We start from the raw sequence: 14,231 nt of genomic DNA, 5'->3' as shown, positions 1-14,231 counted from the left end.
CCGTATTCTTGGTCGCGTCTTTAGAGCCTGCGAGGACGATCATGACCGTGAAGGGGATCCTGCCGCGCCGCACCCCGCCCCCGCCCAGCGCGGGGTGGTGGGCCGCGGCGCTCCCGCTCGCGCTCATGCTCGCCAGCGACTACAAGCTGCGCAGCCGCGAGGTCGACCAGGCGGTGGGCGGCAGCGCCGACCTGACCGTGCTGGTGGAGATCGCCGTGTACGGCGCGGCGGCTATGTACCTGGTCTACACCTTCGGGCTGCGGCCGCCGACGCGGCGCACCACCGGCCTGCTGTTCGCGGGGTGGGTGTTCTGCGGGTACGTGGCGTTCACGGCGCTGTGGTCGCCGTTCAACCCGCTCGGCATCGTCCGCGGCACGCAGCTGATGATCACGATGTTCCTGGCGCAGACGCTCGCGACCCGGGCGACCCTGGCCGACCTGCGGAAGCTCGCGCACGTGTTCATCGCGATCGTGCTGGTCTCGGTCGCGATCGGCGTCGCGCACCCGTTCCCGCGCACGCGCAACACCGAGGACCGGTTCAACTGGCTGTACGTCCACCCCGTCCAGGCGGGCATCTACCTGGGCATCGCGGTGCTGCTGACGGCCGGCTACCTGATCCGCTGGACGACCCCGCGTGACCGGATGTGGCATCCGATGGTCTACCTGGGGGCGCTGGCCGTCCTGTCGGGCGCGCTCGTCGCGACCGGCACGCGCGGCGCCGCGCTCGGCTGCGCGGCCGGGCTGCTCGTGCTGCTGACCACCGCGCGCGGGCCGAAGGGCCGGGTGGACGTGCTGGTGCTGGGCGCCGCCGTGGCCGTCCTCGGCGTGCTGGCCTTCTCCGACAAGATCCTCGCGTTCGTCGCGCGGGGCGAGTCCGCCGAGACCCTCGCCTCGCTGAACTCCCGCACCGACCTGTGGTCGCTGGCGATGAAGGCCTACGCCGAGCAGCCGCTGTTCGGGCACGGGCTCGGCGCGTCCCGGGGCATGTTCCTGGAGGAGATGGGCCTCGGCGGCGGGCACAACGCGTTCGTCAACGCGCTGGTCGACAACGGCACGGTCGGGACGGCCGCGTTCGTGGCGCTGCTGCTGACGCTCGCGTTCGTGCTGCTGACGCTGGCCCGGCACCGGACGCTGCGCGCCGACGCGGGCATGCTGTTCGGCATCCTCGCGTTCTTCCTCGTCGACAGCATCACCACCGAGGGCCTCGCCGCGCCCGCCAACGTGTCCAACATCTGGATGCTGCTGATCATCGCGTGGGCGGAGACGATGCGGCGGCACGGCGGCGACCCGGTCGCCCCGGCCGAGACATCCGAGACATCCGAGGCCGCTGGGGAGGCCGCGGCGGAGGCGGAGCCGCGGACCGCTCCCGAATGGTCAGCCCTGCCGGCGCCCGCGCAGGTAGAAGGCGCCTCCCAGCACCCCTAGCAGCACCAGCCCGACGAGGGCGCCGGTGCCGAGCAGGCCCCCGGGCGGCCCCGACTCCGACGGGAACGACACCGGCGAGCTCCGGTCGCCGACGGGGAGCGTACTGGCCGGTTTCGGCGCCGCGCCCTCCGAGCCCGTCGGCAGCGTGAGGGAGCGGAACAGCGGCTTCGGGCCCGGGTCGGCGAGCAGGACGCGCTTACCGTCCGCGGACACCGCGAACGCGGTGCCGCTCATCCGGACGGCCGCCCGGACGACCTGACCGACCCGCTCCCGGATCCCGGTGAGCACCCGCACGTCCCGGGTCGTCTTGAGGACCACGCGGCCGTCCCGGGTGAACTCGCCGCCGCGCACGGGGAACGCCAGCGTCCGCAGCCGGGTCAGCGCGTTCACCTGGGGCCCGAGGACGCCCGGCAGCGCGAACACGGCGGCGGCGGTCGCGTCCCTGGTGATGATGTAGACGCGGCTCTCGGCGGGGTCGGCCAGCAGCGCGCCGCCCTGGTGGCCGCCGTCGGGGTAGCGGACCTTGAACGGCTTGACCTGGAGGGCGCCGCCCGCCAGCGCGGACGGCTCGGGGACGCGGTACAGCGTGAGGCTCCCGGCGCGGCCCTGGTCGAGGTTCCCGACGAACAGCCCGGACTGGCCCGACCCGTTCTTCACGATCGTGATCGCGTCCAGGCCGCCGCTGACGCCGGCGAGGGTGTAGGCGGCGCGGGTGCGGCCGCGCGTGTCGAGCGCGAACAGCTGCGGGCGGCCGGAGGCGGACCCGATCGTCCACCAGATGTCCGGGTGGACGACGCCCGCGACCAGCCCGGCGGGGCTCGCGAGCCGGGGGTCGGCGGGGCGGAACGCCGCCGACGCGGTCACCGTGCTCGTCACGGCGGGGGACGGCTTCGGCGTCGGCGCGGCGGTCGCCGGAGCCGCCGTTACCACGAGCGCGGCCGCCGCGCCTCCGGCGGCGAGGCGGAGCGCACGCGAGGAGTGTGCTCTCACTGTGTGACGTCCATCTCTGCGGGGAACCGTGTGGCATTCTTGCGCATGTGGATCCGCTCGGCATCAACGGTACTTACTTGTTCACCCCGCGCGTGCACGGCGACGAGCGGGGGTCCTTCTACGAGTGGTTTCGGAGCGACGCGCTCCAGAAGCAGGCCGGCCACGCGCTGAACCTGGCGCAGGCGAACTGCTCCACCTCGTCCAAGGGCGTCCTGCGCGGGATCCACTTCGCGGACGTCCCGCCAGGCCAGGCGAAGTACATCACATGCCTGCGCGGCGCGGTCCTCGACGTCGTCGTGGACATCCGCGTCGGCTCCCCCACCTTCGGCCGGTGGGAGGCCGTCCGGCTGGACGACGAGACCCGCAGGTGCCTGTACATCGGCGAGGGCATCGGGCACGGCTTCATGGCGCTCACCGACGACGCGACCGTCGTCTACCTGTGCTCGGAGCCGTACGCGCCGGGCCGCGAGCATGGCGTCCACCCCCTCGATCCGGAGATCGGCATCGAGTGGCCCGGCGACGTCGAGCCGCTCCTGTCCCCCAAGGACGCGCAGGCCCCGACGCTGGCCGAGGCCCGCCGGACGGGCCTGCTGCCCGACTACCAGAACTGCCTGGACTACTACGCGGCGCTGGGCTAGCGCCCGCGCGGTGGCCGTAGCAGTCACGCGAGCCCCACCGGGTAGATCGCGAAGCGATTCCGCGCCCGCCACGGCGCGGTCAGGGAGGCGAGCCGCCGGGCGGGTTCCCCTGGGCCGGGACTTCGGTCACCGCAGCGGCGCGCAGGGACGGCCAGGCGGCGTGCAGGGCCTCGCGCCAGCCGCGCATCGGCTCCAGGCCCGCCTCCGCCCACCGCGCGTGCCCGAGGACGCTGAACGCCGGCCGCGCCGCCGGGCGGACGAACCGGTCGCTCGTCGTCGGCCGCACCCGGCCCGGGTCGAGGCCGAGCAGCGTGAACACCTCGCGCGCCAGGCCGTACCAGGTCGTCCGCCCGGCGCTCGTGCCGTGGTAGACCCCGGGGGGCGCCTCGCCCGAGGCGGCGCGGGCGGCGAGGGCCGCGACCCGGTCGGCGAGGTCGCCGGTCCAGGTCGGCTGGCCCGTCTGGTCGTCGACGACGTCCACGGTCTCCCGCTCGGCCGCCAGCCGCACCATCGCCTGGACGAAGTTCGGCCCGTGCGCGCCGTAGAGCCACGCCGTCCGCACCACGTACCCGCGCTCGTAGGCGAGGACGGCCCGCTCCCCGGCCAGCTTCGTCCGCCCGTAGGCGTTGACGGGGTCGGTCGGGTGGTCCTCGGGGTAGGGCTCGGCGCCCGCGCCGTCGAAGACGTAGTCGGTCGACAGCTGGACGAGACGCGCGCCGATCTCCGCGCAGCCCTCGGCGAGCGCGGCGACCGCCGTGCCGTTGACGGCGAGCGCCTCGTCCTCGCGGGTCTCGGCGTCGTCGACGGCCGTCCACGCGGCGCAGTTCAGCACGACGCCGGGGCGGTGCAGCCGCAGCGCGTCCCGCACCGCCGAGGCGTCGGTGAGGTCCAGCTCACCGCGCTTCGGCGCGACGGCGTCGCCGGGCAGGCGGGCGAGCAGGTCGGTGCCGAGCATGCCCCCGGCGCCGGTGACGAGCCAGGTCACCGGGCGTCCTCGGCGCGCTTGCGCAGCGGCTCCCACCAGTCGCGGCTCTTCTCGTACCAGGCGACGGTCGCCGCCAGCCCCTCCTCGAACGGCACCTGGGGAGCGTAGCCGAGGGCGCGGAGGCGGGCGTCCGACAGCGAGTAGCGGCGGTCGTGGCCCTTGCGGTCCTCGACGCGCTCGACGCGCTCCCAGCCGGCGCCGAACGCGTCCAGGAGGCGCTGGGTCAGCTCCAGGTTCGTCAGCTCCGCCGTCCCGGCGATGTGGTACACCTCACCGGGCTCGCCGTGCTCGGCGGCGACCTGGATGCCCCGGCAGTGGTCGGCGACGTGGATCCAGTCGCGGACGTTGCCCCCGTCCCCGTAGAGCGGCACCGTCCGGCCGTCCATCAGGTTGGTGACGAACAGCGGGATGACCTTCTCCGGGTACTGGTAGGGCCCGTAGTTGTTGCCGCAGCGCGTCACGCACACCGGCAGCCCGTGCGTCCGGGCGTAGGCGCGGGCGATCATGTCGCCGCCCGCCTTGGCCGCCGAGTACGGCGAGTTCGGCGCGAGCGGGGCGGTCTCGTCCCAGGAGCCCACCTCGACGCTGCCGTACACCTCGTCGGTGGAGACCTGGACGATCCGGGGCGTCCCCGCGTCCAGGCACGCCTGCATCAGCGTCTGCACGCCGAGGACGTTCGTGCGGACGAACTCGCCCGCGCTCGCGATCGACCGGTCGACGTGCGACTCCGCCGCGAAGTTCAGGACGACGTCGTGCCCCGGCACGATCTCGGCGAGCAGTCCCGCGTCGCAGACGTCGCCGTGCACGAACGTGTACCCGCCCTCGACGGGCTCCAGGTTCCGCAGGTTGCCCGCGTAGGTGAGCTTGTCCAGGACGGTCACCTCCGCCCCCGCCCACGCCGGATACGCGCCGCCGACGAGCTCCCGCACGTAGTTCGATCCGATGAACCCGGCGCCGCCGGTCACCAGCACCCGCGGCGCGCTCATTTGCTGATCTGCACTTTGCTGTGGTCTCCCAGGACGAGACGGTGGGCCTTCGGGACGCGGGGGGCGGGCGTGACCTCGGCCTCGCGGCCGATCAGCGAGCACTCGACGCGGCCGACGCCGTCGATGGACGCGCCGCGCAGCACGATGGAGTACTCGATCTCGCTGTCCAGCACCGCGCAGTCGCGGTCGATCGAGGTGAACGGGCCGAGGTAGGAGTCGCGGACGAGCGACCCGGCGCCGACGATCACCGGGCCGACGATCCGGGAGCCGGTGACGCGGGCGCCCTCCTCGACCACGACCCGGCCGATCAGCTCGCTGGCCTCGTCGACCTCGCCGCGCACGGCGGGCTCGACGCTCTCCAGCACGAGCCGGTTGACCTCCAGCATGTCGGTGACGTTGCCGGTGTCCTTCCAGTAGCCGGTGATCACCGTGGACTCGACCCGGTGGCCCTTGTCGATCAGCCACTGGATCGCGTCGGTGATCTCCAGCTCGCCCCGGCCGGACGGGCTCAGCCCGGCGACGGCCTCGTGCACGGCCGGGCCGAACAGGTACACCCCGACCAGCGCCAGGTCGCTCTTGGGGAACTCGGGCTTCTCCTCCAGCGCCACGACCCGCCCGTCGCCGTCGAGCTCGGCGACGCCGAACGCGCGCGGGTCCGACACGTGGGTGAGCATGATCTGCGCCTGCGGGCGCTCCGCCCGGAACCGCTCCACCAGCCCGTCGATGCCGCCGACGACGAAGTTGTCGCCCAGGTACATGACGAAGTCGTCCTCGCCGAGGTACTCGCGGGCGATGAGGACGGCGTGGGCCAGCCCGCGCGGCGCGTCCTGGACGAGGTAGGTCACCTCCAGGCCGAACCGCGAGCCGTCGCCGACCGCGCGGCGGATCTCGGCGGCGGTGTCGCCGACGACGATGCCGACCTCGCGGATGCCCGCGTCGCGGATCGCCTCCAGCCCGTAGAACAGCACCGGCTTGTTCGCCACCGGGACGAGCTGCTTGGCGGAGGTGTGGGTGATCGGCCGCAGCCGGGACCCGGCGCCGCCCGCCAGCACGAGCGCCTTCACGCGGCGGCCGGGACGCGCGGGCCCGGGGAGCACGCGCGCGGCGTGCGGTGCCCCGGGGGGACGGGCAGGTTCAAGGGGACTCCAACGATGCCGGAAACCGGAGGGGAATGACTCCCGACATTACCGGCACATCCCAGGTGCGAAGGCGAGGCGACCGGCCCTGGCCGCGCGCGACCGGCCCTGGCCGCACAGGTGAACGGCCGGGCCGGTTCCCGCGTCCCGCTACCGTCCCGCTACCGGGTGCTGGTGATCATGCCGGCCGCCACGGTGTTGTTGGTGGCCTCGTCGATCAGGATGAACCCGCCGGTCAGCCGGTTGCGGCCGTAGTCGTCGACGAACAGCGGCTGGGTGACCCGCAGCGAGATCCGGCCGATCTCGTTCAGCCCCAGCTCGGTCGCCTCGTCGTCGCGGTGCAGGGTGTTGACGTCCAGCCGGTAGTGCAGGTCCTTGACCATCGCCTTCGCGGTGCGGGTGGTGTGCTTGATCATCAGCTTCATCCGCGGCGACATCGCCCGGTCCGGCGTCATCCAGCACACCATCGCGTCGAGGTCCTGCGCGGCCTCCGGGCGGTTGTTCGGCCGGGCGATCATGTCGCCCCGGGAGATGTCGATGTCGTCGGCCAGCCGCAGCGTGACCGACATCGGCGCGTACGCCTCCTCCACCGGGCCGTGCGGGCCGTCGATGTGGGTGATCGTCGTGGTCAGCCCGGACGGCAGGTGCACGACCTCGTCGCCCGGCTTCAGCACCCCGCCCGCGACCTGCCCCGCGTAGCCCCGGTAGTCGTGCAGCTCGGGGTCGGTCGAGGCGTGCGGGCGGATCACGTACTGCACCGGGAACCGGACGTCGATCAGGTTGCGGTCCGAGGCGATGTGGACGTGCTCCAGGTGGTGCAGCAGCGACGACCCCTCGTACCAGGGCATGTTCACGCTGCGCTCGACGACGTTGTCGCCGTGCAGCGCCGAGATCGGCACGAACGTCAGGTCGGTCACCTCCAGCTTGGAGGCGAACGCGGTGAACTCCCCGACGATCCGCTCGTAGGTGTCCCGGTCGTAGTCGACCAGGTCCATCTTGTTGACCGCCACCACCAGGTGCGGGACCTGGAGCAGCGTGGTCAGGAACGCGTGCCGGCGGGACTGCTCCAGGATGCCCTTGCGCGCGTCCACCAGGATGATCGCGAGATCGGCCGTGGACGCGCCGGTCACCATGTTGCGCGTGTACTGGATGTGCCCGGGGGTGTCGGCGATGATGAACTTGCGGCGCGGCGTCGCGAAGTAGCGGTAGGCCACGTCGATCGTGATGCCCTGCTCCCGCTCGGCCCGCAGGCCGTCGGTCAGCAGCGCCAGGTTCGTGTACTCCTCGCCCCGGTCGGCGCTCGTGCGCTCGACCGACTCCAGCTGGTCCTCGAAGATCGACTTCGAGTCGTAGAGCAGCCGTCCGATCAGCGTGGACTTGCCGTCGTCGACGCTGCCGGCGGTCGCGAACCGCAGGATGTCCATCTGCGCGGCCATCAGAAGTAGCCTTCCTTCTTGCGGTCCTCCATGGCGGCCTCGCTGGCCCGGTCGTCGGCGCGGGTCTGCCCCCGCTCGGTGATCCGCGTCGCCGCGATCTCCTCGATGACCTGCTCCAGCGTCACCGCCGCCGACTTCACCGCCCCCGTGCAGGACGCGTCGCCGACCGTCCGGTACCGGACGGTCGCCTCGAAGGCCGGCTCGTCCTCGCCCCGGTTCGCGTACGGCAGGTCGGCCAGCAGCATCCCGTCCCGCTCGAACACCGGCCGGTTGTGCGCGAAGTAGATCGGCGGCAGCTCCAGCTCCTCCCGCCGCACGTAGTCCCAGATGTCCAGCTCGGTCCAGTTGGACAGGGGGAACACCCGGACGTGCTCGCCGCGCCGGATCCGCGTGTTGAACAGGTTCCACAGCTCGGGACGCTGGTTCTTCGGGTCCCACTGGCCGAACTCGTCCCGGAACGAGACGACCCGCTCCTTGGCGCGGGCCTTCTCCTCGTCCCGCCGGGCCCCGCCGAACGCCGCGTCGAACTCGTGCGCCTCGATCGCGTCCAGCAGCGTCACGGTCTGCAAGCGGTTGCGGGACGCGCGGCGCCCCCTCTCCTCCACGACCCGTCCCGAGTCGATCGACTCCTGGACGGAGGCGACCACCAGACGGACGCCGATCTCCGCGACCCGCCGGTCGCGGAACTCGATCACCTCGGGGAAGTTGTGGCCGGTGTCCACGTGCATCACCGGGAACGGGATCGGCGCGGGCCAGAACGCCTTCTGGGCCAGGCGCAGCATCACGATGCTGTCCTTGCCGCCCGAGAACAGCAGCACGGGCCGCTCGAACTCGGCCGCCACCTCCCGGAAGATGTGCATGGCCTCGGCTTCGAGGACGTCTAGCTGAGACAGCAGATAGTCACAACGCTGCATGGTCTGGAGCTCTCTTCACAATGGTCTGGCAGAAGCGCCGGTGGCATGGGACTGGCGGGGATGCCCACCCACCGTTTCGAACGTCGGCCCGCCGGGATTTCGTCCCGGCGGGTCAGAACGGGGTCAGCGCCTTGGGTCAGCGCCGTCGATCGGACCCGCGGTCAGCCGTCCCTGATGCCGGTCAGCAGCGTCGACGCCGACACCGGGTGACAGACAAGGATATCCGGCAGCCGGGGGTCCTCCCGGTTGTAGGCGAGCGGGGACCCGTCCACACGGGACGCGTGCGCGCCCGCCGCGAGCGCCACCGCCGCCGGGGCCGCCGAGTCCCACTCGTACTGGCCGCCGGCGTGCACGTAGGCGTCGACCTCGCCGAGCAGCACCGCGGAGATCTTCGCCCCCGCCGAGCCGATCGGCACCAGTTCCACGTCCAGGTCGATCTTCGCGGCGAGGCGCTCGACGAGCTCGGGGGGCCGGGTGCGGCTGACGGCGATGCGGAGCTTCCCGGCGTCCGGCGCGGGCGCGTGCAGCGGCACCTCGCGCGGCTGGTCGCGCCCGCCGGCGCGGCCCGTCGCGGGGTCGGGCCCCACCGGCTCGTCCCGCACCAGCAGCGCCCCGCCCGCCGCGGCCGTCCGCAGCGTCAGGCCCTGCGCCGGGAGCGCCACCGCCCCCGCGGCCAGCCGGCCGGCGCCGCCGGAGCCGCGCTCCCACAGCGCCACGTGCACGGCCCAGTCGCGGCGGCCCTCCTCGGAGAACTCGCGGGTGCCGTCCAGCGGGTCGATGATCCAGACCCGCTCGGCGGTGAGCCGCTCGGCGGTGGCGGTGTTGCGCGTCGGGGCCTGGTCGTCTCCCCGCGCCCGCTTGCCGGCGACGGAGGAACGGCCTTCTTCGGAGAGGACGGCGTCGCCGGGACAGCGCTCGCGCAGCGCCGCCATGAGGTGCTCGTGCGCCTGTAGGTCGCCGGTGTCCTTCAGGGCCCGCGCGTCGGCGAACCCCACCTCGTCCCGCACGCCCAGCAGCACACGCCCCGCCGCCGCGGCCAACTCGGCGGCCAGGGCGTGGTCGTCCGCCGCGGGGGCGTCTCCGTCCGTCATCCCTCGATCACGTTCCTGTCTCGGAAGATACGTCCGACCCACGATCTCATGGATACCCGATCCCGGCTTGTGCCAGGGTGCCAGGATGCCCGAGGACGCTTACCGATCCCAGACGTCTGTGATAGGTGATTCAGACCGCGGGGTCAGTACGCGCCGGAGCCCCGGAACACCGCCGACCACGTCTTCCACATGATCTGCAGGTCGAGCGCCAGCGACCAGTTGTCCACGTAGCGCAGGTCGAGCCGCACCGACTCCTCCCAGGTCAGGTCCGAGCGGCCGCTCACCTGCCACAGGCCCGTGAGACCCGGCTTCACCACCAGCCTGCGGTAGACGTCGCCGCCGTACTGGGCGACCTCCTCCGGCAGCGGCGGACGCGGCCCCACCAGCGACATGTCGCCCCGCAGCACGTTGATGAGCTGCGGCAGCTCGTCCAGGGAGTAGCGGCGCAGCCACCGCCCCACCCGGGTGATCCGCGGGTCCTGCCGGATCTTGAACAGCACGCCGTCGTTCTCGTTGCGCTCCATCAGCGCGCCCTTGCGCGACTCCGCGTCCTGCACCATCGTGCGGAACTTCAGCACGGTGAACTCGCGGCCGCCGCGCCCGACCCGCACCTGCCGGAACATCACCGGGCCCGCGCTCGTCGTCTTGATCAGGAACGCGACGACCAGCAGCAGCGGGCTCATCAGCACCAGGCCGCCGAGCGCCGCCGTCCGGTCGAACAGGCCCTTGAGGATCTTGCGGCCGCCGTCCAGCTCCGGGTGCTCCACGTGCAGCAGCGGCAGCCCCGACACCGGGCGGATCGAGATGCGCGGGCCCGTCACGTCCATCAGCGCGGGCGCCACCACCAACTCGACGTCGTCGCGCTCGATCTGCCACGCCAGCCGCCGCAGCGCCACCCCGTCCATCTCCGGGCACGCCAGCACCGCGACCGAGTCGGCGCCGATCCGCTCGGCGACCGCCGCCGCCTGCCCGAAGTGGCCGAGCACCGGCACGCCCTCGACCTCGCCGACCGCGTCGTCGCCCGACACCAGCGGCGCCGGCAGGCACACCGCCGCGATGCTCATCCCGTGGTAGCGCTTCTGCTTCAGCAGGCGGATCAGGTCGGCCACCGACGTGCGGTGCCCCACCGCCACCACCCGCCGCATACACTCGCCGTTCCAGCGCTTGCGGTGCAGCCACTTGCGCAGCCGGTACCTGGCCACGAGGTCCAGGAACGTGCCGAGCGGCATCGCCATCACCACGTAGCCGCGCGCGACCTCGGTCTTCGTCGCGTAGGCGAGGATCGCGAGCGTCGCGGTGAAGATGAACCCCGCCCGCAGCACCCGGTGGAACTCCTCGTACCCGACGCCGATGTAGCGCGGCTGGTAGGCCCGGCACAGCATCAGGATCGGCACCCACAGGACCGGCAGCGCCACCGTCAGCGCCACGTACGGCGCCGTCGGGTCGCTCGGCACACCGGGGAAGCGGAGCGCGAACGCGATCACACCCGCCGCGAACATGCTGAGGAAGTCGAGCGCGCCCGCGAACCGGCGGTACCGCACCCCCCAGTTCTGCGCCGGGGGACGTCGTTGATCACGGCTCACCGGTGACTCGGCCTCGACCTTGTCAACGATGGCCATACGCCCTCACCGTCCCCTGTAACGCCCGCCCCGGAATGCCCGGCTCACCTCGAAGACGGGCGAGGGGCGCTCCAGGTTCACAAACATCACGATGCTCATCCGTGATGAATCTTACGAGGCCATTACCGTTGTCGCGCTCCCGCGGCCGACATAGGACGAAACCGACCTGTCACCCCGCGTGATAGGTGTTCTGTGCCGCGCCGAGCCCCTCGCGCAGGAGCGCCTCCACCGCGTCCGCCGCCCGGTCGACCTCCAGCGCCAGCTCCTTGCGCTCGGCCGCCGAGAAGTCCTTCAGCACGAACGCCGCCGCGTCCATCCGCCCCGGCGGGCGCCCCACCCCGAACCGGACCCGCAGGTACTCCTTGTCCCCCAGCGACCTGGTCACCGAGCGCAGCCCGTTGTGACCGTTGTCACCACCGCCCCGCTTCAGCCGCAGCGCCCCGTAGGGGACGTCCAGCTCGTCGTGGACGACCACCAGCCGCTCCACCGGCACCTTGTAGAAATCCCGCAGCGCCTTCACCGGGCCGCCGGACTCGTTCATGTACGTCCGCGGCTTCGCCAGCACCACCCGCTCGCCCGCCAGCCGCCCCTCCAGCACGTCCGACCGCGCCTTGTGCGACTTGAACCTGCCGCCGGCCCGCTCCGCCAGCACGTCCGCCACCATGAACCCGGCGTTGTGCCGGTTGCCCGCGTACGACGGGCCCGGATTGCCCAGGCCCACCACCAGCCAGACGTCCACCACGCCTCCTTCACCGCGAAGGCCCCCGCAGGTATACCTGCGGGGGCCTGCACACGTTCAGCCCTACTCGGCGGCGGGCTCCGCGCCCTCGGCGCCCTCTCCCGCGGCCTCCTCGCTCTCCTCGGCGGCCGGCTCGGTCGACACCGTCGCGTCCACGATCTGGACGATCAGCGTCTCCTCGTCCGCCGCGAGGTCGGTGCCCTGCGGCAGCTTCAGGTCCTTCGCGAGCACCTGCGAGTCGATGTCCAGGCCCGTGATGTCCAGGCTCACCGACTCCGGAATGTGCGTCGCCTCCGCCTCCACCGAGATCTGCACCTCGGTCTGGACGAGGCGGCCGCCCGCGACCACGTCGCCGACCACGTTCACCGGCAGGTCCACGACGACCTTCTCACCGCGCTTCACCAGCAGCAGGTCGACGTGCTCCAGGAACCCCTTGATCGGGTCGCGCTGCACGTCCTTCGGCAGCGCCAGCTCCGACCCGTCCCCGAGCCCCTCGATCGTCAGCAGCACGTTCGGCGTCTTCAGCGCGAGCATCAGCTCGTGCCCCGGGAGGGAGATGTGCTGCGGGTCGGTGCCGTGACCATAGAGGACGGCGGGCACCTTGCCGGCCCGGCGGGTGCGCCGCGCGGCACCCTTGCCGAACTCGGTGCGCGGTTCGGCGGCGATGCGTACCTCGGACACGGCGAAAACTCCTCGTTTGTTGCGATCCACGGCCGTCCGTCATGGACGTCCGCTACGGACAGAGCGAATCAGGCGATGCTCGACGCGTCAGGCGCCTCGAAGATTCTTTGCGTTCCCCAGGGAGTGCGACTCCAGACAGGCACCGCACTGAACGACCCGGGGCATACGCGGATTGCACAAGTCTAGCAGTATTCATTGGAGTGTCCTTGGCGTCGGGCCTTGGCGGCCCTCCTTCGGCGGACACTCCGGGCGATCGCTGGCATCGCTTCGTCTCGCCTGGCGGCTCGCTTCGCGATCAAGTTCTCGCAGGGCTCGAACTTGCCTTCGGACGCGATCGCAACCGTCCCCCTTGTTGCAGGCTGGGGCGGCGGTTGCGGTCTGCGCGTACGTGGGTGGCCGCTCCTGGTGCGGGCGCGCCGGCCTCAGGCGGCTGCTCAGACGTCGGCTGCCTCGCCGCCAGGCGCGTTCGGAGCGATGCGGCGATCGCCGCGGGGCCCGCCGAAGGAGGGAGCGGCAGCGACCGGCGCCAAGGGCACCGCAAGGTTAACTATGGCCGCCGAAGAGGCTTGTTACCGATCCGTCGCTGAAGACCTCGTTGATGGCCCTGGCCACCAGGGGGGCTATGGACAGGACGGTGAGCTTGTCGAACTGCTTGTCCTCGGGGATGGGGAGGGTGTTGGTCAGGACGACCTCGGAGACCCTGGAGTTCTTCAGGCGGTCCACCGCGGGGCCCGACAGGACGCCGTGGGTGGCGGCCACCACCACCTTGGTCGCGCCGTGGTCGAAGAGGGCGTCGGCGGCCTTCACGATGGTGCCGCCGGTGTCGATCATGTCGTCGACGACCACGCAGGTGCGGCCCTTGACCTCGCCGACGACGTCGAAGACCTTGACCTCGTTCGCCACGTCCGGGTCGCGCTTCTTGTGGATGATCGCCATCGGGACGCCGCCGAGGCGGTCCGACCAGCGCTCGGTGACGCGGACGCGGCCCGCGTCGGGGGCCACGACCGTGACCTTCGAGGTGTCCAGGCGGCGCTCGAAGTGCTGGGCCAGCAGGTCCAGGGCGAACAGGTGGTCCACCGGGCCGTCGAAGAAGCCCTGGATCTGCGCGGTGTGCAGGTCCACGGTGATCAGGCGGTCGGCGCCCGCGGTCTTGAACAGGTCGGCCATCAGGCGGGCCGAGATCGGCTCGCGGCCGCGGTGCTTCTTGTCCTGGCGGGCGTAGCCGAAGAACGGGGCGACGACCGTGATCCGCTTGGCGGACGCGCGCTTCAGCGCGTCCACCATGATCAGCTGTTCCATGATCCACTGGTTGATCGGAGCGGTGTGGCTCTGGATCACGAAGGCGTCGGAGCCGCGCACCGACTCCAGGAACCGGACGAACGTCTCACCGTTGGCGAAGTCGTACGCGGATGTCGGTGTGAGGTCGACCTGGAGGTTGTCGGCTACTTCCTTGGCCAGGTCCGGGTGGGCTCGGCCGGTGAAGAGCATCAGCTTCTTCTGACCGCTCGCTTTTATCCCACTCACCTCTGACAACTCCCCTTGCTCGAACTGTTTTCCTACGTGGGTTGTTGTCCCCACTCGCCGTGTGTCAC

At 71.8% G+C, this 14,231-nt stretch carries 13 protein-coding genes; 2 read left to right on the top strand and 11 right to left on the bottom strand.

The window, feature by feature from the left end; translation table 11 throughout:
* The first annotated feature begins 41 nt into the window (after nucleotides 1-41).
* Entirely contained in the window at nucleotides 42-1,424 is a 1,383-nt protein-coding gene (locus KLI87_RS37805) for an O-antigen ligase (RefSeq protein ID WP_214620847.1), read from the top strand.
* Here the strand turns inward: KLI87_RS37805 and KLI87_RS37800 are convergent.
* Nucleotides 1,374-2,414, bottom strand: a complete 1,041-nt coding sequence (locus tag KLI87_RS37800) for a hypothetical protein (protein WP_156219093.1) — start codon at nucleotides 2,412-2,414, stop codon at nucleotides 1,374-1,376. The two genes, KLI87_RS37805 and KLI87_RS37800, sit on opposite strands and share 51 nt — an antisense overlap.
* Here KLI87_RS37800 and rfbC point away from each other — a divergent pair.
* The gene (gene rfbC, locus KLI87_RS37795) at nucleotides 2,405-3,052 is read left to right on the top strand and encodes a dTDP-4-dehydrorhamnose 3,5-epimerase (RefSeq protein ID WP_308166517.1); all 648 of its coding nucleotides are present in this window, start codon (nucleotides 2,405-2,407) and stop codon (nucleotides 3,050-3,052) included. The two genes, KLI87_RS37800 and rfbC, sit on opposite strands and share 10 nt — an antisense overlap.
* A 79-nt stretch (nucleotides 3,053-3,131) precedes the next feature.
* Here the strand turns inward: rfbC and rfbD are convergent, their stop codons facing one another.
* The 10 genes from rfbD to KLI87_RS37745 all read right to left on the bottom strand — a co-directional run bounded on the left by rfbD (nucleotide 3,132) and on the right by KLI87_RS37745 (nucleotide 14,163).
* Nucleotides 3,132-4,037, bottom strand: coding sequence for a dTDP-4-dehydrorhamnose reductase (gene rfbD, locus KLI87_RS37790; RefSeq protein ID WP_308166516.1), 906 nt, complete (start codon nucleotides 4,035-4,037; stop codon nucleotides 3,132-3,134).
* Entirely contained in the window at nucleotides 4,034-5,023 is a 990-nt protein-coding gene (gene rfbB / locus KLI87_RS37785; protein ID WP_214620844.1) for a dTDP-glucose 4,6-dehydratase, read from the bottom strand. The genes rfbD and rfbB overlap by 4 nt, the downstream gene beginning before the upstream one ends.
* The gene (locus KLI87_RS37780) at nucleotides 5,020-6,087 is read right to left on the bottom strand and encodes a glucose-1-phosphate thymidylyltransferase (RefSeq protein WP_214620915.1); all 1,068 of its coding nucleotides are present in this window, start codon (nucleotides 6,085-6,087) and stop codon (nucleotides 5,020-5,022) included. Before KLI87_RS37780 ends, rfbB begins: the two co-directional genes overlap by 4 nt.
* A gap of 233 nt (nucleotides 6,088-6,320) precedes the next feature.
* Nucleotides 6,321-7,583, bottom strand: a complete 1,263-nt coding sequence (locus tag KLI87_RS37775; protein WP_214620914.1) for a sulfate adenylyltransferase subunit 1 — start codon at nucleotides 7,581-7,583, stop codon at nucleotides 6,321-6,323.
* A gap of 11 nt (nucleotides 7,584-7,594) precedes the next feature.
* Nucleotides 7,595-8,509: a sulfate adenylyltransferase subunit CysD gene (gene cysD / locus KLI87_RS37770; RefSeq protein WP_156219095.1), complete on the bottom strand. Its 915-nt coding sequence runs from the start codon at nucleotides 8,507-8,509 to the stop codon at nucleotides 7,595-7,597.
* Nucleotides 8,510-8,670: 161 nt separating this feature from the next.
* Nucleotides 8,671-9,600 (bottom strand): inositol monophosphatase family protein, encoded by a 930-nt coding sequence (locus tag KLI87_RS37765; RefSeq protein ID WP_214620843.1) that lies wholly within the window; start codon nucleotides 9,598-9,600, stop codon nucleotides 8,671-8,673.
* Between the two features lie 143 nt (nucleotides 9,601-9,743).
* Nucleotides 9,744-11,219 (bottom strand): sugar transferase, encoded by a 1,476-nt coding sequence (locus KLI87_RS37760; RefSeq protein WP_156219097.1) that lies wholly within the window; start codon nucleotides 11,217-11,219, stop codon nucleotides 9,744-9,746.
* Nucleotides 11,220-11,388: 169 nt separating this feature from the next.
* Entirely contained in the window at nucleotides 11,389-11,958 is a 570-nt protein-coding gene (pth, locus tag KLI87_RS37755; protein ID WP_242894867.1) for an aminoacyl-tRNA hydrolase, read from the bottom strand.
* Nucleotides 11,959-12,021: 63 nt separating this feature from the next.
* A complete protein-coding gene (locus KLI87_RS37750) occupies nucleotides 12,022-12,639 on the bottom strand; it encodes a 50S ribosomal protein L25/general stress protein Ctc (RefSeq protein ID WP_214620842.1) in 618 nt (205 codons plus the stop codon).
* A 543-nt stretch (nucleotides 12,640-13,182) separates the two neighbouring features.
* Complete coding sequence (locus KLI87_RS37745) at nucleotides 13,183-14,163, bottom strand: ribose-phosphate diphosphokinase (RefSeq protein ID WP_214620841.1); 981 nt, start codon at nucleotides 14,161-14,163, stop codon at nucleotides 13,183-13,185.
* Between the last annotated feature and the right edge of the window lie 68 nt (nucleotides 14,164-14,231).

This window comes from Actinomadura sp. NEAU-AAG7, assembly GCF_018603865.1.
In the GTDB taxonomy this organism is placed as follows: domain Bacteria; phylum Actinomycetota; class Actinomycetes; order Streptosporangiales; family Streptosporangiaceae; genus Spirillospora; species Spirillospora litoris.
The sequence above is the reverse complement of the archived record's forward strand: the minus strand, read 5'-3'. Positions and strand labels throughout refer to the sequence as shown.

What these genes read in the sequence shown, in the direction of transcription:
- KLI87_RS37805 (WP_214620847.1), top strand. Translation starts at nt 42, where the DNA reads ATGACCGTGAAGGGGATCCTGCCGCGCCGCACCCCGCCCCCGCCCAGC.
- rfbB (WP_214620844.1), bottom strand. Translation starts at nt 5,023, where the DNA reads ATGAGCGCGCCGCGGGTGCTGGTGACCGGCGGCGCCGGGTTCATCGGA.
- KLI87_RS37775 (WP_214620914.1), bottom strand. Translation starts at nt 7,583, where the DNA reads ATGGACATCCTGCGGTTCGCGACCGCCGGCAGCGTCGACGACGGCAAG.
- cysD (WP_156219095.1), bottom strand. Translation starts at nt 8,509, where the DNA reads ATGCAGCGTTGTGACTATCTGCTGTCTCAGCTAGACGTCCTCGAAGCC.
- KLI87_RS37765 (WP_214620843.1), bottom strand. Translation starts at nt 9,600, where the DNA reads ATGACGGACGGAGACGCCCCCGCGGCGGACGACCACGCCCTGGCCGCC.
- KLI87_RS37760 (WP_156219097.1), bottom strand. Translation starts at nt 11,219, where the DNA reads ATGGCCATCGTTGACAAGGTCGAGGCCGAGTCACCGGTGAGCCGTGAT.